Source organism: Paenibacillus pabuli NBRC 13638 (genome assembly GCF_001514495.1).
Taxonomy (GTDB): Bacteria; Bacillota; Bacilli; order Paenibacillales; family Paenibacillaceae; genus Paenibacillus; species Paenibacillus pabuli.
On record NZ_BCNM01000025.1, the window covers coordinates 1 to 25,203 of the forward strand.

Annotated in this window: 16 protein-coding genes; 14 read left to right on the top strand and 2 right to left on the bottom strand. The window is 47.0% G+C overall.

Features of this window, described 5'->3' with window-relative positions:
• The first annotated feature begins 28 nt into the window (after positions 1-28).
• Both PPA03S_RS26845 and PPA03S_RS26850 read left to right on the top strand, forming a co-directional pair.
• Positions 29-4,879, top strand: a complete 4,851-nt coding sequence (locus PPA03S_RS26845) for a non-ribosomal peptide synthetase (RefSeq protein WP_157284383.1) — start codon at positions 29-31, stop codon at positions 4,877-4,879.
• A 233-nt stretch (positions 4,880-5,112) separates the two neighbouring features.
• Positions 5,113-5,484, top strand: a complete 372-nt coding sequence (locus PPA03S_RS26850) for a hypothetical protein (RefSeq protein ID WP_062327926.1) — start codon at positions 5,113-5,115, stop codon at positions 5,482-5,484.
• Between the two features lie 694 nt (positions 5,485-6,178).
• Here the strand turns inward: PPA03S_RS26850 and PPA03S_RS26855 are convergent.
• Positions 6,179-7,534, bottom strand: coding sequence for a dipeptidase (locus PPA03S_RS26855; RefSeq protein ID WP_062327929.1), 1,356 nt, complete (start codon positions 7,532-7,534; stop codon positions 6,179-6,181).
• 230 nt (positions 7,535-7,764) lie between these two features.
• Here PPA03S_RS26855 and PPA03S_RS26860 point away from each other — a divergent pair, with 230 nt between their 5' ends.
• The 7 genes from PPA03S_RS26860 to PPA03S_RS26890 all read left to right on the top strand — a co-directional run bounded on the left by PPA03S_RS26860 (position 7,765) and on the right by PPA03S_RS26890 (position 20,548).
• A complete protein-coding gene (locus PPA03S_RS26860; RefSeq protein ID WP_062327933.1) occupies positions 7,765-10,167 on the top strand; it encodes an AraC family transcriptional regulator in 2,403 nt (800 codons plus the stop codon).
• A 329-nt stretch (positions 10,168-10,496) separates the two neighbouring features.
• Positions 10,497-11,426, top strand: coding sequence for an ABC transporter permease (locus PPA03S_RS26865; protein WP_062328126.1), 930 nt, complete (start codon positions 10,497-10,499; stop codon positions 11,424-11,426).
• Positions 11,427-11,463: 37 nt separating this feature from the next.
• The gene (locus PPA03S_RS26870; protein ID WP_062327936.1) at positions 11,464-12,351 is read left to right on the top strand and encodes a carbohydrate ABC transporter permease; all 888 of its coding nucleotides are present in this window, start codon (positions 11,464-11,466) and stop codon (positions 12,349-12,351) included.
• An 18-nt stretch (positions 12,352-12,369) separates the two neighbouring features.
• Positions 12,370-13,875 carry an extracellular solute-binding protein gene (locus PPA03S_RS26875; RefSeq protein WP_062327939.1) on the top strand — a complete coding sequence of 502 codons (1,506 nt, stop codon included), beginning with the start codon at positions 12,370-12,372 and terminating at the stop codon, positions 13,873-13,875.
• Positions 13,876-14,105: 230 nt separating this feature from the next.
• Positions 14,106-17,468: a glycosyl hydrolase gene (locus PPA03S_RS26880; protein ID WP_062327942.1), complete on the top strand. Its 3,363-nt coding sequence runs from the start codon at positions 14,106-14,108 to the stop codon at positions 17,466-17,468.
• A 24-nt stretch (positions 17,469-17,492) separates the two neighbouring features.
• On the top strand, positions 17,493-18,314 hold the full coding sequence (locus PPA03S_RS26885) for a polysaccharide deacetylase family protein (protein WP_062327945.1): 822 nt from the start codon (positions 17,493-17,495) through the stop codon (positions 18,312-18,314).
• A gap of 56 nt (positions 18,315-18,370) precedes the next feature.
• The gene (locus PPA03S_RS26890; RefSeq protein ID WP_245683742.1) at positions 18,371-20,548 is read left to right on the top strand and encodes a glycoside hydrolase family 88/105 protein; all 2,178 of its coding nucleotides are present in this window, start codon (positions 18,371-18,373) and stop codon (positions 20,546-20,548) included.
• Positions 20,549-20,672: 124 nt separating this feature from the next.
• On the opposite strand, the gene PPA03S_RS26895 is transcribed toward PPA03S_RS26890, so the two are convergent.
• A complete protein-coding gene (locus PPA03S_RS26895; RefSeq protein ID WP_062327952.1) occupies positions 20,673-21,548 on the bottom strand; it encodes a DUF72 domain-containing protein in 876 nt (291 codons plus the stop codon).
• Positions 21,549-21,634: 86 nt separating this feature from the next.
• On the opposite strand from PPA03S_RS26895, the gene PPA03S_RS34295 reads away from it, so the two are divergent.
• The 5 genes from PPA03S_RS34295 to PPA03S_RS26915 all read left to right on the top strand — a co-directional run bounded on the left by PPA03S_RS34295 (position 21,635) and on the right by PPA03S_RS26915 (position 25,180).
• Complete coding sequence (locus tag PPA03S_RS34295; protein WP_281189091.1) at positions 21,635-21,760, top strand: hypothetical protein; 126 nt, start codon at positions 21,635-21,637, stop codon at positions 21,758-21,760.
• 50 nt (positions 21,761-21,810) lie between these two features.
• Entirely contained in the window at positions 21,811-22,554 is a 744-nt protein-coding gene (locus PPA03S_RS26900) for a class I SAM-dependent methyltransferase (protein ID WP_062327955.1), read from the top strand.
• 18 nt (positions 22,555-22,572) lie between these two features.
• Positions 22,573-23,565, top strand: a complete 993-nt coding sequence (locus tag PPA03S_RS26905; protein WP_062327958.1) for an MBL fold metallo-hydrolase — start codon at positions 22,573-22,575, stop codon at positions 23,563-23,565.
• Positions 23,566-23,744: 179 nt separating this feature from the next.
• Positions 23,745-24,140 carry a hypothetical protein gene (locus tag PPA03S_RS26910; RefSeq protein WP_062327962.1) on the top strand — a complete coding sequence of 132 codons (396 nt, stop codon included), beginning with the start codon at positions 23,745-23,747 and terminating at the stop codon, positions 24,138-24,140.
• Positions 24,137-25,180 (top strand): FAD:protein FMN transferase, encoded by a 1,044-nt coding sequence (locus tag PPA03S_RS26915; protein WP_062327964.1) that lies wholly within the window; start codon positions 24,137-24,139, stop codon positions 25,178-25,180. Before PPA03S_RS26910 ends, PPA03S_RS26915 begins: the two co-directional genes overlap by 4 nt.
• Positions 25,181-25,203: the final 23 nt, after the last annotated feature.

The window sequence follows — 25,203 nt, forward strand, 5'->3', positions numbered from 1 at the left end:
GAATGGGAAAATAGATCGGAAATTGTTAATGGTACAAGAAATTAAGATTGAACATTCAGACAATAAAGTGTTACCGCGGAATACTATTGAACAAATGCTGGCAGAGATCTGGGAAGAAATTCTTAATCTTAAGTCAGTCGGTGTGCATGATAATTTTTTTGAATTAGGGGGTCACTCTCTAGCGGCGACCAAAATGATGGTTCGTATCAATAGAATCATCAAAGGTAATTTATCCTTAGGTATAATCTTTAATTCGCCCACCATTGAGGGGCTTGCTCAGTTCATTCATACCATAGGTGAAGATCCATTTGTGGAGTCTGAACTTATGGCGACTTCGAAGCATGCAAGAACAAAGTTATCGTTTGCACAAGATAGAGTGTTTTTTTTGAATCAATTGATAGTGGAGAAGGCTCTGTATAATGTGCCTTTTTTTATGGAGCTAACGGGTGAGTTGAATCAAGACATTGTAGAAGAATGTATGCTTGAAATTGTTAAGAGACATGAAGTACTCCGCTCTGCTTTTACTTCGGTTGGCGGAGTCTCCAAGGTTCAAGTTATGGAAGCTAACGTTTCTTATACATGCCATGATTTGACTCAACAATCAGAGCAGCAAAAAGTTGTGCAATCCGATAAGCTTTCCCAAGAGCTAATTCGTAAGGAATTCATATTGGATCGACCTCCATTGTTTCATGTTGCGCTCATTCGTTTAGAAAGGCAGAAATATATAATGGGCATTGTATTCCATCATATTATTAGTGATGATTGGTCTGTTGAGTTGTTTATGAAAGAGTTCTCCATGTTGTATGAAAATAAAATCTTAAATAGAGAGCGTACACTTGCTCCACTCTCTATTCAATATGGCGATTATGCACTTTGGGAGCAGTCTCCCACTCAATTAAATCAAATTAATCTACATTTGGAGCATTGGAAGGAGAAGTTGAAGGGTGATTTGCCTGTTCTTGCGTTACCTTCCGATCGTAAGCTTGTAAAAAAAACATCACATAAGGGTGATGTTCTTACATTTGTTATACCTAAAAACATAACAGAAAGGCTCCTGAGCCTTGGTGAGGCGAATAATAGCACATTGTACATGGTTTTACTCACTGTATTTCAAATTCTGTGTTATAAATACTCCGGTCAATCTAGGTTTCTTGTTGGTTCACCTGTCAGTAACCGAAACCAAATCGAAACCGAAAATGTTATCGGTTTTTTTGTGAACACTGTTATCATATCCGCAGATGTAGCCGGAGACCTAACATTTAATCAACTTTTACAACATGTACGTCAAACGGTGCTGGAAGCTTTTGAACATCAAGTCCCATTTGATAAGTTAGTGGAAGTGTTGAAACAAGATCATTCGAGGGGCGATCATTCTTTAATTCAAGTTATGTTTCAAGTCGCTCCGGAAATCAGGCTATCAATCGAAGGGATAGATATACAAGAAAAAGCAGTCGGGATAAGTACGTCTAAATTTGATATTGGTTTAAACATGAAGGTCAGTAATGAATGTTTATATGGACAGGTCAATTATCGTACAGACTTATTTAGCGAAGCATGGATTGAGCAATTCAGCACACATTTTCAAAAATTAATGATGAATGCTGTTGAAAACCCTGGAATTAACATTAGCCAGTTACAACTTCTTAGTCATAATGAATTGAAAACGATAGCCATTCAACCTGAATCCGAAGGAGTACACTTTGCAGGAGCGAATGTTATAGATTTATTTGAAAGGCAGGTTCGTACAACTCCTCATCATATAGCAGTAACATGGGAATCGGAAACCATAACGTATGGACGATTGAATCAACGTGCAAATCAAGTTGCACACTTTTTAGTGGAGCAACAGACAGATAAAGATGTAGACATTGTAGGTATTTGCATGGAAAGATCTATCGATATGATTATTGCTCTACTCGGGATATTAAAGGCAGGTATGGCTTATTTACCCTTGGATCCCGCGATTCCTAAACAAAGATTACATTATCAACTACAAGACTCGGGTGTAAAGGTTGTACTTACCAGTGGGGTATTGGAAGATTTCTTCTCATTAGAAGATGCCATACGCAGGATAGACATGGAGAACGAGTTGATCTGTTCCGAATTGGATAGCAAGCCTACAACTAATTCAGTTCGTCAGATTAAGGCGTCTGATTTGGTATATTTGATATATACTTCAGGTTCAACGGGTTATCCCAAGGGAGTTATGGTAGAACATAGAAATCTGATGAATTATTTATCTGGTACGCAAAAAGTTGTTAGTTTAGAATCGGGTTCTAGTTACGCGACAGTTTCTACTCTTGCTGCTGATTTAGGTAATACTATGATATTTCATTCTTTGATTAGTGGCGGTGTGTTACATGTCATAAGCAAAGAAAGAGTTTCGGATCCTGAACAATTATCAGCATATTTTCGTAGTAACCCAGTGGATTGTTTAAAAATCGTTCCTTCGCACTTGAATCTTCTCCTGTCTGCCTCTGAACCAAAAGATGTTCTACCTAAGCGCCGTATAATTTTGGGAGGAGAAGCGTTATTATGGGAGCAAGTGGATATGATATGGAGCTTACATCCGGATTGCGAAGTAATTAATCATTATGGTCCAACAGAAACAACGATTGGGGTAGCTACACACACACTGAAACAAAATATGCCTAGATTTTCTTCTACGGTCCCTTTAGGCTATCCCATAGCTAACACCGAGTTCTATATATTGGATGAGGCACGTCAACCTGTACCTAGAGGAGTTAGAGGGGAATTATATGTGAGCGGTTCTTCTATTTCTCGAGGATATAAAAATCAGGAAGAGCTGACAGCTCAGAACTATGTGACCTACCAACATCTGCATGAAAGCAAGCGACTGTATCGTACTGGAGATTGGATTAGGCAATTGCCTGATCATTCGGTAGAGTATTTGGGTCGTCAAGATGAACAAGTGAAAATTCGCGGTTATCGCATCGAAATACCGGAGATCGTATCTGCCTATAAAAAGCATTATAATATCCGTTCTATTTATATACAGATACAAGAGAACCATCAAACATATGAATTAGTTGCGTACACCGTATCTCCTCATCCAGAACTATTACAATTAGTTGAATTAAGGGACTATGGATTGCTGCATCTACCTAATTATATGGTTCCCACTAAATTTTATATTCTGGATTCTATTCCTCTTACTGTAAATGGGAAAGTGGACACATATGCTCTGGTGAAGGCTCCAGGTATTAAAGAACTTAAGCTACAGAGGCAGGTAGATAAACTAACAGAAGACGAACAAAAAATCAGGCTTATTTGGGCAGATATTCTTAAATTGCAACTTTCTGAAATAGGACTCTATGACAATTTCTTTGTGCTTGGAGGACATTCTCTGTTAGCTACGCAAGTCATATCACGAATTAGGAAGGAATGGGGAAAGAATATTCCACTATCCTTTATATTCGAATATGCGACAATATTTGATTTAACGAAGAAGGTTGTGAGTGCCGATGCAACCAGTACCCTTGAAGTTCAAGTGCAACGTACAGAGATTCAAACGAACGGAAGACTATCCTCATCTCAACAAAGACTATGGTTTCTGGATCAATTGGAAGGCAAGACTGCATTGTACAATGTTCCCAAAGTAGTTCGGATAGAAGGCAATTTTCAGATGGACGTTATGAAGAGAAGTTTGCAGAAGATTGTGAATCGTCATGAAATTTTACGTACAATATATAAAGAAGTTTGTGGAGAACCTGTACAAACTGTGCAAGAAGAAATGGAGTTACCCGTAGTTGTCATGGATCTGCGTAAAACAACAAATAGTAGGCAACGCGGTCTAGATTATTTGAGGAATGAGGCTAAAATTCCATTTGACTTGAAGGAGGGTCCTTTGGTTCGGGCCTACATGGTACAAACCCAAGATTCTGAATTTCTGTTCATGTTAAATTTTCACCATATTGTTATTGATGCTTGGTCTCTCAATATCATCTTTAATGAGATTGAATATTATTATGGCAAACAGTTCAATGGTGAACAACATGATAGTTATCAAGAACCTCTTCAATATGAAGATTTCATAAAGTTAGAGCAACATAAGTTAAATGATCAATATATTAGTGAACAGCTGATATACTGGCAAAGTACACTAAAGGACAGCAACGCTAATGTCACATTACCTACAGATCGTGTGCGACCTAGGAAGTTATCAACTCATGGATCTACACATTATATTTCAGTTCCAAACCAACTTTATACGGATTTAATTTATTATAGCCGAGCCCAAGGAGTCAGCTTGTTTACAACTACTTTATCCGCTTTTGGTGTGTTGATGTACACAATTACAGAGCAAGAAGAGATTTGCATCGGTACTCCAATAGCCAATCGTACGGACAAAGAAGTCGAGGGGATCGTTGGTTTCTTTGTGAATACAGTTGTAATAAAAATGGAGCTTTTCTCCAATCCAACCTTTGAGCAATTGCTTAGAAGTATCCAACGAAGAACTTTAGAGGTTTATGATCATTCTGATGTTTCTTTTGAGCAATTAACTGAATTGCTGCTAGAAGAAAGAAATCCGGCCTTTTCTCCTTTTTTCCAGATCATGTTTGAAACAAGTAAGGAGATAATATTCAATCTTCCTCATATGGTATCTACACCTGAGCATCTTGATGCGGGTACTTCCAAATTTGACCTGAGCATTAATGTAATCGAACAATCCAACAACATGATCATAGCATTAGAATATAATACCGATTTGTTTGATAAAGAAACCATTCACATGTTCTCAGACAAATATATACGTATTTTGGAATCTGTCATCGCGAATCCAGATCAAAGGTTGAGACAGTTCAGTAGTTTTACTAATACAGTTTCGGCGGAAGAACTAGATGAATTATGGAATTAGTTAGGGTACCATAATGTAAGCTGAAGCTTATCGAAGATCAGTAGCGGATTGAACCTTTATCTGAAATACATTAGACTAGTTAAAGGCCGCCTCTGAATGGGTTTCTTGGTGGTATAAATCACTCATTCGGTAAAGGAGCCTTTTTTGATCAATGATTGGTTTATTATAATGCGTGGCATAGATCTCGAATTAGACGGATTCTATAGATTACGCAGAACGAAAGGCGTGGATTCATGGAACGTAACGCTAGGCTCGAAAACGATCCGTTTATCACGGAGCTGGCGGAGAAGCTGCATGTGCACGGATATTATGCATTTTATGGCGAGCATTACAATGAGAGCGATATGGAGCAGTACCGCAAACGCCTGTTCACATTCTTCAACAACATTGTATGGATCGAGCTGGATGCACGCAAAAAGTATATGATCGTGGATCATCGTGGACGTAACACGGTGATGAAACTGATCGATGGCATACTCAATACCCGAAGAACGCTCAAGGCCAATCAAGCCATGAAAGGCACAAGCACCATAGAGGTTCAGCGAGAAATTACTCACCTGATGAAGCTTATGCGTATGCTGGATTTTACAACATTTCGAACATGAGCGTGCTTTTTAACGAAGCAAACAAGCATAAAAGATAGACGGCCTTCCTTGATTTTAATAATCAGGATACCGTCTATCTTTTTTTGCGGGGAAAGTTGGAATCTTGCGTTTACTGAAAACAGTGATTGAGTGGTTTGAAGCCCAAGCAACTGCTATAGATCAATAATGCGTTAGCATCTAAATAAAACTGTGCTCATGGTTAAGAGATAAAAAAGATTAAGCATCGCATCTTATTTTGGAGAAAAGAAACATCCCGTGTGGTGCCCAAAGAATTTGGAGATTAGGACATAAAGTGAAAATTTGTGCTACAGATCAACACGCTGCCCGAACTATTCGACGCTTCAAACCGGAGCTAATCTTTGCCAAGAGCTAGAAACCTTCCAATGCTACACGCGTTGTCCCTATGAAATTATAGGTTGGAAATTTTTCTGAGCTATTAGACTCAGTCTTAAAATAAGTTCATGGAAAAGCTGCAAAGTAGTTAAGGAGACGAAATCGATTCTGTAGAAGCGAAGCGCTCGCCTAAAAGCTTTCTGCAAGAAAGCTACTTCGGAAGCATATGCTATCGTCGGATTTGACCCTTTGAGAAGGGGAATCCAAAAAATCCGACGATAACAGCGATCGAAAGAACGATTCGGCACCGGAACGGCCACTCAGCACGCTTCCCCGCACTTATTTTCACATGAACTATACTTTACAAACTCTTGATAAACTGAACAATCGTCAGCAATCCTTTATCAAAATTCTCCAGGTTGAAATGTTCATTCGGTGCATGCAGATTCTCATCTGGCAGACCGAAGCCCATCATGACAGCCGGAATACCAAGTACGCGTGAAAGTTTCTCCACAATCGGAATGGAGCCGCCGTCTTTCGTAAACAGGGCACGAACGCCGTACACTTGCTCATACGCATCAGCCGCTTTTTGCAGAATTGGATCGGATGGATCGGTATTGAACGCAAAGGCTTTCTCAATCTGCTTCACCTGCAGCGTTGCACCTGGCTGAACGTGAGCACGCAGATGTGCTTCGATACGGTCCAACACATGCTGTGGATCTTGGTCTGCAACGAGGCGGCATGTAATTTTGGCATGAGCTTCCTTTGGAATTACCGTTTTGGTACCCTCACCTTGGAAACCGCCCCATACGCCATTCAGTTCCAGGGTAGGACGAGCGCCAATACGTTCAACGAACGAGTAGCCTTCTTCCCCGTACAATTGCTCCAGTCCGAGGTCTTGACGAAGCTGCTCTTCATTGAAGCCCTGCTTCACGAACTCTTCTCTCATCTCAGGAGAGAGCGGCAGAACCCCATCATAGAAACCGTCAACGCTCACACGACCTTGCTCATCATGCAGGGAAGCGAGCAGAGATACAAGTGCGTGAAGCGCGTTCGGCACACCGCCTCCAAATGAACCGGAGTGCAGGTCCGTATTGGCTGTATTCAGATCCACTTCGAGCGAGCAAAGGCCACGCAGACCCGTGGAGATCGCCGGTTTTCCTTTTTCCAAAAGGGAAGTATCGGAGATCAGTATCATGTCTGCACGCAGCTTGTCTGTATTATCGTTCAGATAGATCGGCAAGTTCGGGCTGGAAATTTCCTCTTCGCCTTCGATGCAGAATTTCACATTAACGGGAAGTTCCTTATTTTCGGCAAGCAGAGCTTCAACCGCCTTGATATGTAAGAAGATTTGTCCTTTGTCATCCGTAGCACCACGCGCAAACAGTTTGCCGTCCCGAACGGTAGGTTCGAATGGAGGGCTATCCCACAGGTGAAGCGGATCGACAGGCTGCACATCATAGTGTCCATAGATCAGTGCCGTTGGTTTGCCGGGTGCATGCAAGTGATCTGCATAGACAATCGGATGTCCAGCCGTTGGAATAATCTCTACATTTTCCATACCCGCACGGGTGAGTGCATCCGCAGCCCATTGAGCCGCACGGTTAATGTCCTCTTTATGTGTTGAAATGGCTGAAATACTTGGGATGGATAACCATTCATTCAGTTCTGCCAGGTGTTTCTCTCTATTTTCTTGGAAATAAGCTTGTTCCTTCATTAAAAGGCCTCCTTGATGTTCTGCTTTACCCTATTGTAATCCATTTTGCCATCTTAATAAAACATTGGTTAAAAAATGATCGGCTGCGTACCGTTTCATTCCCCTGGAAATTATGCGTATAATACAAGAAACGGATATCATCCATATATTCTCATGTAAACCATTCAGCAGGGGAGTTGAGGGAGTTCCCATGACAGTCAGACCATACGCAACCAGGCAGGTGAGTGCTGATGGAACCAGCTAGAAAGGTAAGGCCCTCCGGCAGACTCACGCGTTGGACAGGGTTAACCACTGGACGACATAAAGGGCGTTTTTACCGAAACAGTCTGATACTTATTTTGCTCATTGCCAGTATACCCGGACTGATTACAGGCATTGTAATGTACCAGTTAGTTGTTGGACGGATGGAAAATGAATTTAATCAAATGCACCAAAGCCAGATTGAGAACCGGGCACGCAATGTGGACGATCAACTCGCTTATCTGGAAATGACCTTATCTCATTGGGCTTTTGAACCCCGATTTGGCAATGCACTGCGAACACTGGATTTTGTGTATTATTTCAACGAAACACAAGAGATCGTTACCACACTTTACGTGCTGCAAGGCTCCCATCCGCTCATCCAATCCGCGCAGCTATATTTACAGGAGCCGAAACCGATTTTGTTTAACAGGGATTATAACGAGTTGAAGGATGTACCGAAAATACAGGCCTATGATCGCTATCTGACGATGGGCAACCATGTGTATTGGACGGACTGGCTAGCGAGCCAGAGCAGCGACAAGTCACTCCCAGCGCAGAACAGCTTATTGCATACCGATCCGGGGAATGCACTGGTTCTTGTACATAAGATTCCGGGTGAAAGCATCCATCCGTTTGGTGCACTCATTATCACACTGGATAATGAGAAGGTAGCCAGTTTATTGAAAACGCTTACTCCCTATGATGAAGGTTTAACGTTTCTCATGGACCCTGAGGGCAATACACTGGTTAGTGGTAATCCTGTAGCGGGAAAGGCAGACCTTGCATTTGAGCAGCAGCTTAAAGAAGAAGTTGCCCTGCATCCAGACAGCCACTCATTCCTGTTCAAATATGAGGATGAGACCTATTCCGTATCCTATGGATCACTGAGTCGGATCGATTCAGACTGGACATATGTGTCCGCAGCTCCGCTGACATCGGTGACCTCGCCGGTGAAACTCGTATCCAAAATCATCGTTATTGCGAGCACAGGCAGTCTTATGCTGGGGTTGGTGTTATCCTGGTTTGCTTCACGGAGAATATATTCCCCCGTAGCAAGGATGTTACATCTGTTGATGCCGGGCAGGAATGACGCGACAACAGACACCAGGCTGGATGAATTCCAGCTGCTGGAACAGCAGTGGAACGAGTTGACTTCGCAGAGTCTAACCGCCCGTCGGCAATTGCAGGAACAGCTGCCCCATTTGCGGGACAGTTTTGTATTACAGTTGGTGCAGGGGCATCTGTACGCCTATAACGAGCAGGATCTCCGGCAGCGGATGAGAAATCTAGGCTTTGAGGTGGAAGGACGGCAGTTTTTGCTGCTTCAGATGTATTTTACGGGCTATGCCCAGTTGCAGGGGAGATTCGGGAGCCAGGATACGGGGCTGGTTACCTTTGCGGCAGTGAATATCATTGAAGAAGTTGCCAAGAATTATTTCAGCCAAATTAGTGTAATGAACTTTCACGACCTGTCTTCAGCCATGCTCGTGATTGCTCCCGAGGACGAGCCGGTGAAGTCACAAGCATTGTTATGGGGACAGGAGCTGGTGGAGGTCATGGGTCAGACGCTAAAAATGAACGTGACGGTGATGATAAGTCGACCGGCCGCTTCTCCGCAGGAATTGCCGGGCATATTTGTGGAGATGGAGCAGGCGGTTGCTTATCGGAGCGTGGAAGACGGGAGCCAGATTCTCGATCTGGAGGATGAGCAATGTTTCCGCAGAACGGAAGAAGCCTCGTATCCACTGGGGCTGGAACGAGAGATCCTCCAGGCGATCAGGCTTGGGAAGAAGGATGAGGCTGAGCGCGTTCTCGAACAATTTATGACCGAGGTTATCCGAGCGGGCAGTTCCGAATTTCAGGTGCAGCAGATGATGCTTCAATTGCTGGGAAGTATTCAGCATATGATGCTGCAGACCGGGGTAACACCTTACAAGCTGTTTGGCGGCTGCAACATGTATGAGCGCTTGTCCACGATTCGCGAACCTGCACAAATGATGAAATGGATGATCGGAGAAGTATTGCTGCCATATGTTCACGAGATCGAGATGCGATCCCATGAGCCGCTGAAGCAGGTAGTGGAACGTACGATGTTACTTATTGATGAGAATTATAGAAACGAACTTTCCCTGGAAAGCTGTGCAGATGCGGAGCAGATGACCCCTTATGCATTAAGTAAGGCATTCAAGCAAGTATCCGGCATGAATTTCATTGATTATTTAACACGGGTACGAATGGATGCGGCGAAGCAATTGCTGCGTGAGACCACGATGAAAATCAATGATATTGCAGGCGCTGTTGGATACCAGCACAGTTATTTTAATCGGATTTTCAAGAAACAGGAAGGTTTAACGCCGAGCCAGTACCGGGATCAATGGCAGGGTAAATAATTTGGATCATAAGACTGTATCGACCGGAATCCCGCTTCATGGGACTCCGGCTTTTTATGTTCCCTTGGCAAAAGCAAAGAAGGATAAGGCTGCAAAAATGTGCAACTGATGCTGTCCAAATCTCCCGAAGATGAACCAGGAATGGCGTTATAGCGGGATTTCGAGCAACATTGCGCAACCAGGCAAAAAATGAAGGTTGCCGGAAAAAGGGTGGCTGTATAGTCTGAATAACAGGCAAATTGATAACGCTTACATGGATGAGGAGGGGAGACATTATGAACGGGAAGACGGACTGGAATGGAAATGGCGCCACAGCAGCTCAGGTGGAAATGGCCGCAATGCCGATGAAACGGGAGTCCAACTGGAAGAGGCAGATCAAACGCAATAAATGGCTGTATGTGCTTGTACTTCCCGGTTTTTTGTACTTTGTCATTTTTAAATACTTGCCCATGTGGGGGATTGTTATTGCCTTTCAGGACTATCAGCCTTTTCTCGGCATTCGTGACAGTCAATGGGTGGGCATGGAGAACTTTACGAACTTCTTCTCGAACCCGGACTTCTTCCGATTGCTGAGGAATACGCTCGTCCTTGCCCTATATGATCTTATATTCTTTTTCCCGGCACCGATTATTATCGCTTTGTTACTCAATGAAATCCGGGTCGCTTTCTTCAAAAGAACGATACAAACGCTGGTCTATGTACCTCATTTTGTATCCATGGTCATTATCGCAAGTATCACTTACGTATTCCTGACTCCGCAAGGCGGAGTGTTGTATGACCTGATCTCCTGGATTACAGGCAAGCCGATCGATGTGTTGGCAAGTCCGGGTTCATTCCGTCCGCTCATTATTATTCAGATGATGTGGAAGGAGATGGGCTGGGGAACGATCATCTTCCTGGCTGCCCTGGCAGGTGTGGACACAGAGCAGTACGAAGCATCGATTGTGGATGGTGCAGGACGATTAAGGCGGATGTGGCATATCACGCTTCCAGCGATTCGCACGACCATTGTCATTTTGCTCATTCTCCGGCTCGGAAACTTTCTGGATACGGGATTCGAACAGATCTATCTGATGACTAACTCGCTGAACCGTGATGTAGCAGACGTATTTGATACGTATGTATACACCGTCGGGATTACGCAAGGTGCATTCAGTTACAGTACGGCGGTTGGGTTATTCAAGTCTGTGGTCGGAATTATTCTGGTGTTGGGCAGCAACAAACTGGCCAAGCAATTCGGGCATCCCGGAATCTATTAAGCCTGTTCGCCACCCATTCAAAAGGAGGAAAACGCCCATGAACAGCCGTCTATACAACAGCCCTGCCGGCAGAGTATTTGATATGTTCAATTACGTCATGCTGGGGATTCTGGGCATATTAACGGTCCTTCCTTTCCTGTATATTATAGGAAATTCATTCGCGACCGAAGCCGAGATTACCGAACGCAGTTTCTTCCTTATTCCAAAGGTGTTTTCGTTCAGTGCGTATGAGTATATTTTTTCCTCGTCTACGATCTTTCGCAGCATCGGTGTTTCCGTTTTTGTAACGGTAGCGGGGACACTGGTCAATCTGTTCTTCACGCTGACGATGGCTTATCCGTTATCCCGAAGTGATTTCTGGGGCCGGAATGTCATGATGAACATGGTGATTTTCTCCATGCTGTTCGGCGGCGGGATGATCCCGACTTATCTCGTCATTCGTGGACTTGGACTTCTGGATTCCTACTGGGCCCTTATGCTTCCTGGCGCAATCAGCGCTTTTAACTTAATTGTGGTCAAAAACTTTTTTCAACAAATGCCGCCCGGGCTGGAGGAGGCAGCCCGCATCGACGGCTGTTCGGATCTTGGGGTGCTGTGGCGAATTGTTCTGCCATTATCCAAACCGGTGATTGCCACATTCGCGTTATTTTACGCCGTAGGGCACTGGAATAACTTTTTCTCCGCACTCTTGTACATTTCCGACAGTGACAAATGGCCATTGCAAGTCATGCTGAGGCAGATCGTTCTGCTCTCGCAGGCCAGTGTCGGAGACATGGCGAACATGGATCCCAATTTTGTGCAGCCACCGGAGCAGTCCATTAAAATGGCAGTCATCGTTGTAGGTACCATTCCGATTTTGCTGGTGTATCCGTTTTTGCAAAAGCATTTTGCCAAAGGTGTCATGTTAGGCTCAATCAAAGGCTAAAGCCAAGGGGGAGAACGTATGGGACAAAAAACGGGAATCAAAAAAACAGCACTTGTACTTTCTGCAACATTGTTACTGAGCACGATTCTGGGGGCTTGCTCCACGGACAAAGCAGATTCAGGAGCAGCTGCGGAAGGTACAGATCAGATCACGATTATGCTTCCGAACTTTGAAGCGGAGAATCCGCCGGATAACAGCCCTGTAATTCAGAAGCTTGAGGAAATTACCAAGATGGATGTGAATCTGCAATGGGTACCGAGCAGCTCCTATGAAGACAAATTCAATATCACGCTGGCCTCAGGCAAGCTGCCCGATGTTATGGTTGTGCTTGGCAAGTCCCCAAGTTTCATTAATGCGGCTCGTACCGGAGCTTTCTGGGAGCTTGGACCTTATTTGAAAGACTATCCGAACCTGAGCAAGATGAATGAAATTATTACCAACAATGCTTCCATTGATGGCAAAACCTATGGCATCTACCGCGCACGTGCTCTGGGACGTAACGGTGTCACGATCCGCAAGGATTGGCTGGAGAAGCTCGGTCTGGAAGAGCCAAAAACCATTGACGAGTTTTACAATGTATTGAAAGCGTTCACGAAGGATGATCCAGACGGTAACGGCAAGGATGATACGTATGGTCTGGTTGCCAGCAAGTTCACGGGTCCATGGGATAACATGCAGGTATGGTTCGGTGCACCCAACAAATGGGGGGATGATGGCAGCGGAGGTCTGATCCCGGCACATGAGACACCAGAATACATGGAAGCTCTGAAATTTTTCCGTCAAATTTATAGCGAAGGTCTGGTCAACAAGGACTTTGCCGTGATGGATGCAACGAAACTGCCTGATCCATTTGTGAATGGGCAAGCCGGTGTCATGGTGGATGTAGCAGATAATGCGCAGCGCATGGATCAGAAAATACTGGATAAAGACCCCAATGCGACAGGACGCGTGGATGTGCTGCAAGCGATGGAAGGTCCAAAGGGATTGCGTGATATGCCAACGTCCGGCTACTCTGGCCTGATTGCGATCTCCAAAAGCAGTGTCAAAACGGAAGAAGACCTGAAGAAGGTACTGAGCTTTCTGGATCAGCTGAATGAACCGGAATTGCAGGCATTGTTGTACAACGGACTGGAAGGCAAGCAATACGAGAAAAAAGAAGACTACATCATACCAAGCACTGACAAGCTGACGCTGCGCGACCTGCAGGGTTTAAATCAGATTTTGATGTTTGTGCCGGAAGACAGAACGCTTCGTGTCCAACAGACACCTGTCCGTGAAAAGGTTGCACAGGTGCAGAAAGCCAACGAAGAGATTGTCATTGCCAATCCTGGTGAACCGCTGATCTCTGATGTTTACGCCCAGAAAGGACCACAGCTGGACAATATCATTAACGATGCACGGATCAAATATATCGTAGGCCAGATTGATGAGAAAGGATTCGAAGATGCTGTTGCTCTGTGGAAGAACAACGGCGGAGACGATTATGTCAAAGAAGTTAATGAACTGTACGCTGCATTGAAGTAGTCGTATAACCCAGAGCCCGGCAGCCGTACTTTCAGTGTAAAGGGGGCAGTCGGGTATTTCCGTTTATTTATCGTTAAGCCAATTAAAACCATCTTGTCTCTTTTTTGCAAATTGCACCTTCCAGTCTTTGGATTTTGATGTATAATCAATGCAAAACAAACCTGTTTGAACTTAAATGAACGTTATCGGTAGATGGACGACCACTCTTGCACATACAGGGAGGAAGCGACATGTGGAACGGGGATGCATTTAAAAATCCTGAGGCTCAGTACCGGATTCACCCTTTTTGGTTTTGGAATGGGGATATGGAAGAAGGGCAAATCAAACGGCAAATAGCCGAAATGTCTGCTCAAGGCGTAGGTGGTTTTTTCATCTGTCCACGTCAGGGACTGGAAATTCCCTATCTTTCCGAAGCATGGTTTGACAAGGTGCGGATTGCAGTGGAAACGGCGGCTGCGAGTGGCATGCAGGTCTGGTTATATGACGAGTATCCCTATCCAAGCGGGATGGCCGGTGGTGAAGTAACCCTTGATTTTCCTGAAGCGAAGCAGCGCCAGCTTGAACATCATCAGATTCATGTTCATGACGGAGAAGCTGTGGATCATGAGCTGCCATGGGGAAGAATTTTAGTCGCAAAGGCAGTACCCAAGGATGCGCAGGGCAAGCGATTATGGCATGAATCCATCGATTTGCGCAGCAACATCGGCAATATCCAGACCGATCAGGTGTATCAGGAGACCGGACTCACATCTTATAACCGTAAGCGGTTCTTCACCTACCGAACAGCGTTCCGCTTGTTGTGGGAAGTTCCGGCAGGTGATTGGGAGTTGATTATATTTCAGGAAAAAGGGATCGATGATTTCAAATATTACGGCAACTTTGTTGATCCTTGCCACAAGGAAGCGATGAGTCGTTTTATTGAACTGACACATGAGCGTTATAAGTCAGCGGTTGGAGATCAATTTGAAAGCGTAATCAAAGGCATGTTCTCGGATGAGATTGCACCGCTGGGCCGTATCCCCTGGTCCCAACAGCTTCCCCGTTATTTCAGTGAGCGTTGTGGATATAGTCTAATCGATTCGCTACCGGCGCTGTTATATGGTGATGTTCCGGACGCGCATCGGATTCGGTATGACTACTACCAGTCCCTACACCTGCTTCTCAGGGAGTCGTATCATCAACAGGTGCATGACTGGTGTGAAGAGGCGGGGATTCAGTATGCGGCAGAAGTGCCTGGGGTGAGGATGACCACGCAGTTGTTCAGCCACATGCCAGGGGGAGATTCGGCGCATGAGAAAATCGGGCGTCCTTTATCCTGGATTCTGGAACGCTATGGCAAAAAAATGCGCGACAATCCGAAGATGGTCAGCTCGCTTGCCAGACAGCTGGGACGAAGCCGCAATCTCATTGAATGTTTTCACAGTGTAGGCTGGTCGATGACCTTGCAGGATGCCAAATGGATGATTGACCGGATGGCAGCTATGGGAACCAACTTTTATAACTTCCACGCCTTTTTCTATACGATTGGCGGACTGGCAAAACATGATGCGCCCCCATCCCAGTTCATACAGAACCCATATTGGCGTCACTTCCGGCAGCTCGGGGATTACACGGGACGTTTAAGCTATCTGATGAGCACCGGGACTGCGGACATCCGAATTGCTGTGCTTGATCCAACGACCACGTTCTGGAGCCTGATGGGCAATCCGCTGCACGGATTCGAATATGGCGGAGAAGACGAAGCAGAACGGGCGAAGCTGGATCGTCTCACGAACGATTGGATGCGGATCACCTCGCACCTGCTTGAGAACAGACGTGACTACGATCATCTGGACCCCGAGCTGTTAGCCGAAGCTGTGCTGGCCGAGGGCGTGATTCAGATTGGCGTTGCACGTTATGAAGTGCTGATTCTTCCACCGATGCTGAACCTGGAGGCGGCTGCCTGGCAGCAGGTGAAGCAGTTCGTCGAGCAGGGGGGAACGGTCATTTCCATAGGCATGCCGCCGCATATGGCTATCCAGCCCGGAAGCCCTGTAGGGGATGAAGCCGCCCAATTCTTTGGTGCAGGCCATCAGCCACATGAGGAGTACTGGGGGAACAGTGAAGAATCATGTCATACCGGCAGTGAATTGATGTGGCAACAGGGGCAGGGAAATGCCTACTTTCTACCCGCGGGAACAGGTCGTGGAGATGACTTCTCCCTGGAACTGATCTCTCTGCTGCTGGATCAGGTGCTGCCTGAACCGATCTGTTGGATCATGGAAGAAGAAAGTGCGTCGCTGCTTATGCAGACCCGTCAATTATCGGATGGAGAGTTTATGGTATTTTTGTCCAACCAGGAAGGACAGCGGCTTGAAGGGCAATTGAAAATGGTAGCCAGGCGCTTATGGATGGGTGAGGAACATTCGGCGGGTACACGTCTGCTCGCGGAACGACTCAATCTGGAAACAGGACAGCGTGAACCATTGCCGTTTACCAGCAGTGGTGGTGAATGGTGCATATCGCTAAAGCTTGCTCCCTATGAAGCACATGCGGTGAGGCTTACTTTACAACAGGTTGAAGAGGCGCCTGACGGCAGCCCCCATGTATTAAACACAAATCGAATGAAGTCTGGCACGGGTCGCATTGTTACCGAGAACGATTCTTACACCGTAAAGCTTCCTTCGGAGGGACCATGGCGGCTGGAAAGCATTCAACCGAACACATTTCGAATGGGGAAATTCCGCCTTGTGGCTTCAAATGACAACGGTGTAATTTTTGAGCGTGATCATGTAGCAGTCAAACCGTTTATTGACCAGGCGGCTGAATTGTCGGAAAACCTTCATCTTCCGCTCCAGTTTGATCAGGTATTTGGCACACCGAAGAAAGCATCCGTTGCCTATCCAATCCAGTGCCGGTACACGACTACTTTTGAGCTGAGGACGGCATTGGCAGAATGTCTGTTATTTATGGACAGGGCGGCGATTTCGGGTGACTGGACCATGGAAATCAACGGTCAACAGATTGGACCCGATCAATTTGAGACGATTGAAATTACCGATCACCATAATATTGGCTGCAATATAACAGAGTTCCTACACAGTGGTCTGAATGAACTGACGGTTACCGTACAGGTAACGCGGGATGAAGAAGGTATCGTCGATCCGCTGTATCTGCAAGGGCGGTTTGGCGTGGAGTTCCATCATGAAGGCATGGTCTCTCTCGTTCGCGAGCCGGATACCGCCATCCGTATTGGAGCTGAGGCTCAGCCGCTTTATCCTCACTTTGCAGGAGAGTTGAGTTACAAGCGAAGCTTCTGGGTGGATCAGGTTGATGAAGGCGTTACTTCATTTGAACTGGAATTCAGCGACTGGCAAGTGCAGGATGTGGTCGAGGTACGGATGAATGGTCATACTCTGGGCGTTCGATGCTGGTCTCCATATCGCTGGTCGGGAGAAGTATCCTGGCTGCGAGCAGGGGATAACGATATTGAAGTACGCGTTACCAACACATTGATTGGACTGCTGGAAGGTACGTATTTTGACTCGGATAGCCACAGTTTGCAGGAAGCGGGTCATTCAACAACGAGAGAAGCCAATCTGAGCGAATATTAGTTAAGAAGCAGGAGGAGGAACAAGATGGGACATCGTATTCAGTTTGACCGTTACCCGGGTGGCGTGATGAAGGCGTTAACGCTCAGTTATGACGATGGCGTGGTGCATGATCGTAGACTGGTGGAAATTTTCAATCAATATGGACTGCGGGGCACATTCAATCTGAATTCCGGCACCCTGGGCAAGTCTGGCCGGATCGAGACGACGGAAGTTGCAGAATTGTACGCCGGGCATGAAGTAGCTGTACATACAGTCACTCATCCTACACTACCCTACGTCCCGGATGAATTGTTGACCGAGGAGATTATGGAAGATCGGAGAGCGCTGGAACAGCTTGTCGGTTATCCGGTACGAGGCATGGCCTACCCGAACGGGGGATATGACCGCTCGCTCAGCACCAAGCTCGAATGGCTTGGCATCGATTATGCCCGCACGGTTGAATCGCACGGTAGATACACGCTGCCTGAGCGGCCGCTCGAATGGCATCCAACCTGCCACCATAACCATGATTTGATGACCCACGCCGAACGTTTTATCCAGCATACGAAGACAGGCACGCCACTCTTGTTGTATGTATGGGGTCACAGCTACGAATTCAATGATAACGACAACTGGCAGATTATCGAGCAGTTTGCTGAACAGATTGGCGGCCGGGGCGACATCTGGTACGCAACGAACATCGAAGTGATTGCTTACTGGAAAGCTGTCAAGCGTCTGGAATGTTCAGCAGATCGATCCATCATCCATAACCCATCGGCCATCTCCGTTTGGTTTACGGCGGATCAGCAGGTGGTTGAGGTGAAGGCCGGAGAGACATTGCGACTAACCGAACGCATCAAGGTATAGGAAGGGAGCTGACGATCATTCGTTATTTTCATGAGAACGAGGCGATTGCAGGCAGGGTGTATGATTCAATTCCGGATATTTTGACCACGGTGGCGCAGCGTTACATTGGTGACCATCCGAAACACTCCTTTTTGTTCCGAGCGTACCATCGGGGAGGCTTCCGCAGATTTGGAGATTACCGTTATGATCTGAATCTGGATGCCAAGTGGAATGAGGCTCGTGCAGGACAGTACGTGTACGTATGGGGCAAGTTATGGAGTAAGCAGGAGACTACATTGAATACGAGCTTGAACTGCTACAGTCCGGTAACGGTCTATGTGAACGGAGAAGAGATTTTCAAATCCGAGCTGCTGCAGGAGCTATTTCCCGAGCGCAGAACCCAGATTCCGATTTCCGTGAAATATGGCTGGAACGAGGTGCTGCTTTGTTTTGTGAAAACAGAGGTGGGATTCGGCGGAATCTATGGCACGGCTTCATTCAAAAATTTCCCGCTGCACTTCCTCACACCAGGTGTGGATCGCCATGGTCAGGAGGGCTGGTTGTACTCGGAACCAGTCGATGAACCCTTATCATCACTCCCTCGTGATGGTATGACTGAAGCAGAAACAGGCCTCTCCTGGTATCCGCGGAGGAACTGGACAGAAGGGGAACAGAAGGCTGGAGCTTTCGCCAGAATCTTTGGTACAGAGCAGCCGGCTGTTGCATACGCATGGTCCAAACTGGATGTCATCCAACCGGGATCGTCACCTGTTCTTCTGCAAGGAAGTCATGAGGGTGCGCTCACTCTATACGTTGATGGCAAGAAAATATATGCTGCTGAGAAAAGCGGAAATTTCCGTATTGAGCTTCCCCGCCGCTACGGTCCATCTGATCTGGTGGCGAAGGGTGAGACCGAGGCTGGCAGCGAATTCTGGGGATTTACACTGGAAGAAGCGGAGACTTCCGGTTCAAAAGGCTGGAGATTGAGACCGCCTCATCCAGTTGCGGGATGCCCAGATGTATGGCTCTATACGGGCGTATTTGCTCCAGGCTCTGAGCCATCTCCTGCAGACATCGCCGTGACAGACACCGTGTTTGATGATGGAGCCAAAGGTGTGTATTGGCATGCAGATCTTCCCGAAACGAGTGTTCGTCCCTATTTGGAAAATACCCATTATGGCAAATGGAATTATCCACTCGGTGTGACTCTGCTGGGGCTTCTTCAGATTGGACAGGAGTTGGGACGTGACGACTATATTCAGTATGTGCGGGACCATGTCGGCCTGAGTACGTCGTTTGACCGTTATGCTCTATGGGATCGGGAAGGGTACGGCGCCGCGGGAATCAATAATCAGTTGTCTGCGATCGACAGTCTGGATGATTGCGGTTCGTTTGGCTCTACTTTGCTGGCAGCGATGGAATTTGGCGACATTCGTGGGGGGAGAGATACCGCAGATCGTATCGCGGGCTACATCACGGATGAGCAGGAACGCCTAGGCGACGGAGCCTTTTATCGTGTTCGTGGCAGCGGCGAGATGCGCCAGGAAACGATGTGGTGTGATGATCTGTATATGAGCACACCTTTTCTGATGCGATACGGTCAGTTGACGGGGGATGCCTCTTACTGGGATGATGCGATCAATCAGTTCCTCATGTTCCGTAAATATCTGTACATTCCCGAACAGCAGATTATGTCCCATGTGTATGATTTTGTGCGTGGACGGGCGACAGGCATTCCATGGGGGCGCGGAAACGGATGGGTTCTGTTTTCGCTAACCGAACTATTATCGATTCTGCCGAGTGGACACGTCAAACGGCCTGAACTGCTGAGCTTCTACCGGAATTTATGTCAGGGCTATCTGGCGCTGCAAGGTGAAAATGGACTCTGGCATCAGGTGCTGAACCGCACGGATTCGTATGAGGAAACCTCCTGCACGTCGATGTTTATCTACGCCTTTGCCCGCGGCATCCGTGAAGGCTGGCTGGAGCAGCCAGAGGCCTATCTGGAAGCGGTGCGCCGAGGATGGGAAGGCATAACCCATCTGTCCATTGATTATAAAGGCAATGTGTACGGTGTATGCCGGGGTTCCGGTTATTCCTTTACCGCCCTCTATTACCGGGATGATCTCGGCTGGATTCTAAACGATACGCATGGTATTGGCATTGTGCTCTTGGCCGGGATTGAGGTGTATAAAATGAACCGGCAGCTAAGCCGAAATTCGCTCGACTCTTCGGTTACAGCCGCACAATACTAGTACAGCAACCATATGTTCATCTGCACACAGCCTAACAAAAAATAAAAGCGGCACAGCCTCAAGGCTTGCCGCTTTTTCGTTATGAATGGAAATATTCAGTTCAGATTCCGAATTAAACATGTGGTTAAAACAACTCCAATTGCTCTGGTCCGTCTTCCTCTTCCGGCTCCGTTCGATCAGGGAAGGGCTTCACAGGCTGCTCCAGCAGCTCCATCATCATCTGAGCGTTGGCAGCGGCGTCGCCGCCAGAGTTGTTGTTGAAAATCACATAAACATCCTTGCTCTGCTCCTGCAATTTCTCCAGATAACCCTTCCATTCCAGCAACTCGTCCTGGTTATAGCGATATAAATAACGGGTCTCGCGCCAATTGGGTGCACCATTTTGGTGCCAGCCTGATACGTTGCGCCCATGCATGCGCACCAGCGTCATCTCGGCATCGGTAGCCTCCGGTACAATGGGAATAGAGCCCGGGCCCGCCTGAGGCTCATCACAGACGCTGTGAATCCAGCCCTGCTCTTTCAGAAATGCCAGCGTCCGTTCACGCATACCCGCTTCATACCAACTGCGATGACGAAATTCGAGGGCACACGGGATGCCTTCCATTCTAAGCTTTACTTCACGCAGTTCAGTGACGTTGTCCCGATTGCATTCAAACCACGGCGGGTATTGGAACAGGGCCGCTTGCATCTTGCCTGCTTCCATGACGGGCTCCAGGGACTCCCGAAAAGCTTTATACATCTCCGAGGTACTCGCGAAATAGGGTTTTCCCCGCAGATGCCCTGTCATCCCCTGATAGGCTTTGACGATAAAAGCAAAGGATTCCGGCGTCTCCGCTGCCCAGCGTGCCATCCGGTCCCGAGGCTGAACGGCGTAGAAGGAACTGTCTACCTCTACGGTCGTAAAATATTGTCCATACAGACGGAGCTTGTCTTTTGCTTTGGTACGATTGGGATATAGATCTTCCTGATCTCCCCAGCCCGTTAGTCCAATCCGAATCATGATTAACACCTCCTGCTGCTTCTCCTGTCAACGTTATTCGATATCAATCATATATGTATAGTTAACCGATTCGCGGGGGTCTGACTATGTTTAACATTATATCGTGTGGTTTCCAGCCGTTCAATGCGCATGATTCGTGGGGATTTTTGAGTTTGAAGGATAAAGACGATACAATGACTAAAAGCTATGGAGAACAGATCCGGCTGGTATAACAGCGTATTACCGATCGTTGGGCCAGTGACCATGTGGAGGGCGATATGTAATGATGGAATGGTATGAAAAAAGTTTTGGAGAAGACTACCTTCTGGTGTACAACCATCGGGATGTGCAAGGTGCATATCACGAAGTACATAAAATGATCAACTGGCTAAAGCTTGAGCCAAAGTCTCGGGTCCTTGATCTGTGCTGTGGTATGGGCCGACATTCTCTGGCTCTTGCTGACGCTGGTTACCAGGTGACCGGTGTCGACCTGTCTGATGTGCTTCTGCGTGAAGCACGCAGCATGGACACCGAACATCGTGTAGAGTGGTATCACGCCGATATGCGTGAGCTTCCCCTGAAAGGCGGATTTGACGCCGTGGTTAACCTGTTTACCTCATTCGGTTATTTCCGGGAGGATGGAGAGCAGCTTCGGGTATTACGCGCAATTCATCGTATGCTGAAGCCGGGGGGCAGCTATATTATTGATTTTATGAACACGGCTTATGTGACTCGCCATCTGGTACAGCATTCAACACGGGAAACTGAAGGACAGAATATTGAGGAGTTTCGCAAGATCCAGGACGGATTTGTACAAAAAGAAATTCACATTACCGATACCGCATCAGGCCAAAAACCGCGAATCTATCAGGAACGCGTCAAGCTGTACACCCGTGAACAACTAAGTGATCTGCTTCACGAGGCAGGGCTGATGGTGGATCAGGTACATGGGGGTTATGATGAAGAAAAGTACGATGAGCAGACATCCCCACGGATGATTTTTGTCGGCCATCGGCCTGTGCAGTAGAGTTGGAGGAGAATATCAATGAAGCGTACGGAAGCCATTTCCATGCCAGTGGGCATAGATCGAATTAAGATTACCATGTCATTTCCCCTGCGTTGGGTGAACAGTTATGTGCTCCATGAACCGGAGGGAACCATAACGATCGTTGACCCGGGACCACGCAGCCCTGAAACGGAACAGGAGTGGCAGGATGCACTCGCCGGTTTAAATTTATCTTTTCAGGATATTAAGCAAGTTGTGCTTACCCACCATCATCCCGATCACATAGGGTTGTCCGGCTGGATACAGCAGCAAACGGGTGTACCCGTTCGAATGTCCACACGCTCTCGCCAGGAGGCAGATTATATGTGGGGTCCTGAAGCGACCATCAACACCGTGCTGCCTGAATATTATGGTCGTCATGGGATGCCGGCAGAAAAGACGGAGCAGATCCGCGAACATTTGGAGGGGTTTGATTCACAGATTACGCCACTTCCGGTTGTGACACCGATTGAAGATGGAGAGTGGCTGGATATGGGCGGGAAAAAGTGGATTGCGATAGAGACCGGTGGACATTCACCAGGGCATCTATCCTTTTATGCTCCCGACACCAGGGAGATCTTGTGTGGAGATGCTGTATTACCGCAGATTTCGCCAAATGTCAGCCTGCAGCCGGGAAGTGATGACCAGCCTTTATTGTCTTATCTGGAAGGTTTGCATCGATTGGGAGCACTGGATATAGCACTGGCGTATCCAGGACATCGGAATCCGTTTGCCCACTTCTCTGATCGAACGGTCCATCTGCTCGCTCATCATGAAGAGCGCCTTCAGAAGATGAACGAGCGAATCCATGAGGCACCTGCAAGCGCGTATGATATCTGTGTATTCATGTTCGGCGATCGGTTGGGAACACATCAGCTTCGCTTTGCGATGAGCGAGACGTTGGCACATCTGCAGGAATTGATTCGGCGGGAGCGTATTGTACTGGAGCAGCAGCCGGACGGAGTGTTCGTTTTTAGGGAAGACATCCATTAGGATTATACGAATGTAAAAGACTTTGAAGCAGGGAAGCATCCTGTTCAGGGTCTTTTTTTGCGTGTGACCACTTAAATGTTATAAAGCTTTAGCCTCTCTTAACCCTTCATTCATCTTCTTTTAAGCCAGCGATTTTATGATACATGCATGAACTTCGCCAGAGAAAGAAGGGAAGAGCAATGACCAGGAAAAAGCGAAATCAATGGAGAAAATGGCAAGCCTCAGCGGCAGCAACCCTGACCGTGGCTGCACTCTTTCAATATGTAAGAACTTCTGATGCCTTTGATGCTGCTTATGCAGCGGCTAATGGCACTGATATAAGCAGTACAGCTTCAACTCAGGTGGATACGCAGGATGATGTCATGGATGAATGGACGAACAATACAAATAACCATTCCAATCCACCGTCCAATGAAGGCTATAGCGCAGATGAGGGAACGACCGATGGAAGCCATACGATCGTTCCGGATCAAGGCAGGTCATCGGGCAGCTGGATTTCAGGTCAGAGCAGCAATCAGGATACGGACTCCGGATATAGCGGTGGCCATTACCAGTCACGGACAGGTGCATCATGAGCCGCACGGAGCAAGTCTCCCGTCTACTCAAGTTCCGCTTTCGGGCGATGAACACGGACGTGGATGTCCAGTTGGCAGCCGGGCGTGAAGAGGCAGAGCATGCAGCAGCGCTGGTGAAAAATTGGTTCGAAACCCAGGAACAGCGCTTCAGCCGATTTGTGGCAGATAGTGAATTGAATCGTCTGAATCGCTGTGCAGGATGGATGCCGATCTCCGCAGCAATGGATGAAGTGTTAAGTTTGGCATACGGTTATATGGGGCAGACGGAAGGGATTTTCCAACCAGGTATTTCGCAGGCTCTTCGTACTTCCGGTTATGATGTCAGCTTTGAGCAAGTACAACAAAGACATCTTCGGCAATCAGGAACCGACCGCACATTGGATAATCAACATGCAGATATAACAGGAATGCGTAAAGAAGAACATGACTATAGCCGTCCAGGCTGGATTCAACGGGAAGGCAGCCGATTGGTTCATAAGGACCCTGGGACTGAGCTGGACCTTGGAGGCATTGTTAAGGGCTGGGCTGTTGAGCGTATCGCCGATTGGCTGCAACGTACACTTCATATTCCGGCCGGATTAATTAATGCAGGTGGGGATATTCAGGCATGGGGGACAACACTTCATCCGATGTGGTCCGTGCAAGTCACCGATCCTTTTCAGGAGGAGCGTAATCTGATAGGGAGAATTCAATTGAGGAAAGGTGCGGTTGCCACTTCTGGGATTGTGCGAAGACAGTGGCTGAATACGGACGGAAGCCGATCTCATCACTTAATTGATCCCCGGACGATGGAGCCAGCGGATACGGATGTGCTGCAGTGTACCGTTCTGGGCCAGCATGCATCGCAATGTGAGATTATTGCCAAGACGGTCTGCATTTGGGGAAGTGCGGAGGCAGTAGGCTGGTTAAACCGACATTATGATCGGCATGATGTCCTGTGGATGACTCGGGATGGAAGCACTTATTTTAGAGGAAATACCGATACGTTCGCTGAACGCTGGCCTGGTTTCGATCCGGATCACCGCTTCAGTCTTATATAAACGACAAGTCTATCAGATATGGG

Coding starts and splice junctions, on each gene's coding strand:
- PPA03S_RS26895 (WP_062327952.1), bottom strand. CDS start 21,548: ATGATTCGGATTGGACTAACGGGCTGGGGAGATCAGGAAGATCTATAT.
- PPA03S_RS26850 (WP_062327926.1), top strand. CDS start 5,113: ATGGAACGTAACGCTAGGCTCGAAAACGATCCGTTTATCACGGAGCTG.
- PPA03S_RS26915 (WP_062327964.1), top strand. CDS start 24,137: ATGAGCCGCACGGAGCAAGTCTCCCGTCTACTCAAGTTCCGCTTTCGG.
- PPA03S_RS26855 (WP_062327929.1), bottom strand. CDS start 7,534: ATGAAGGAACAAGCTTATTTCCAAGAAAATAGAGAGAAACACCTGGCA.
- PPA03S_RS26845 (WP_157284383.1), top strand. CDS start 29: ATGGTACAAGAAATTAAGATTGAACATTCAGACAATAAAGTGTTACCG.
- PPA03S_RS34295 (WP_281189091.1), top strand. CDS start 21,635: ATGTTTAACATTATATCGTGTGGTTTCCAGCCGTTCAATGCGCATGAT.
- PPA03S_RS26870 (WP_062327936.1), top strand. CDS start 11,464: ATGAACAGCCGTCTATACAACAGCCCTGCCGGCAGAGTATTTGATATG.
- PPA03S_RS26905 (WP_062327958.1), top strand. CDS start 22,573: ATGAAGCGTACGGAAGCCATTTCCATGCCAGTGGGCATAGATCGAATT.
- PPA03S_RS26865 (WP_062328126.1), top strand. CDS start 10,497: ATGGCCGCAATGCCGATGAAACGGGAGTCCAACTGGAAGAGGCAGATC.
- PPA03S_RS26860 (WP_062327933.1), top strand. CDS start 7,765: ATGGAACCAGCTAGAAAGGTAAGGCCCTCCGGCAGACTCACGCGTTGG.
- PPA03S_RS26885 (WP_062327945.1), top strand. CDS start 17,493: ATGGGACATCGTATTCAGTTTGACCGTTACCCGGGTGGCGTGATGAAG.
- PPA03S_RS26900 (WP_062327955.1), top strand. CDS start 21,811: ATGATGGAATGGTATGAAAAAAGTTTTGGAGAAGACTACCTTCTGGTG.
- PPA03S_RS26875 (WP_062327939.1), top strand. CDS start 12,370: ATGGGACAAAAAACGGGAATCAAAAAAACAGCACTTGTACTTTCTGCA.
- PPA03S_RS26910 (WP_062327962.1), top strand. CDS start 23,745: ATGACCAGGAAAAAGCGAAATCAATGGAGAAAATGGCAAGCCTCAGCG.
- PPA03S_RS26880 (WP_062327942.1), top strand. CDS start 14,106: ATGTGGAACGGGGATGCATTTAAAAATCCTGAGGCTCAGTACCGGATT.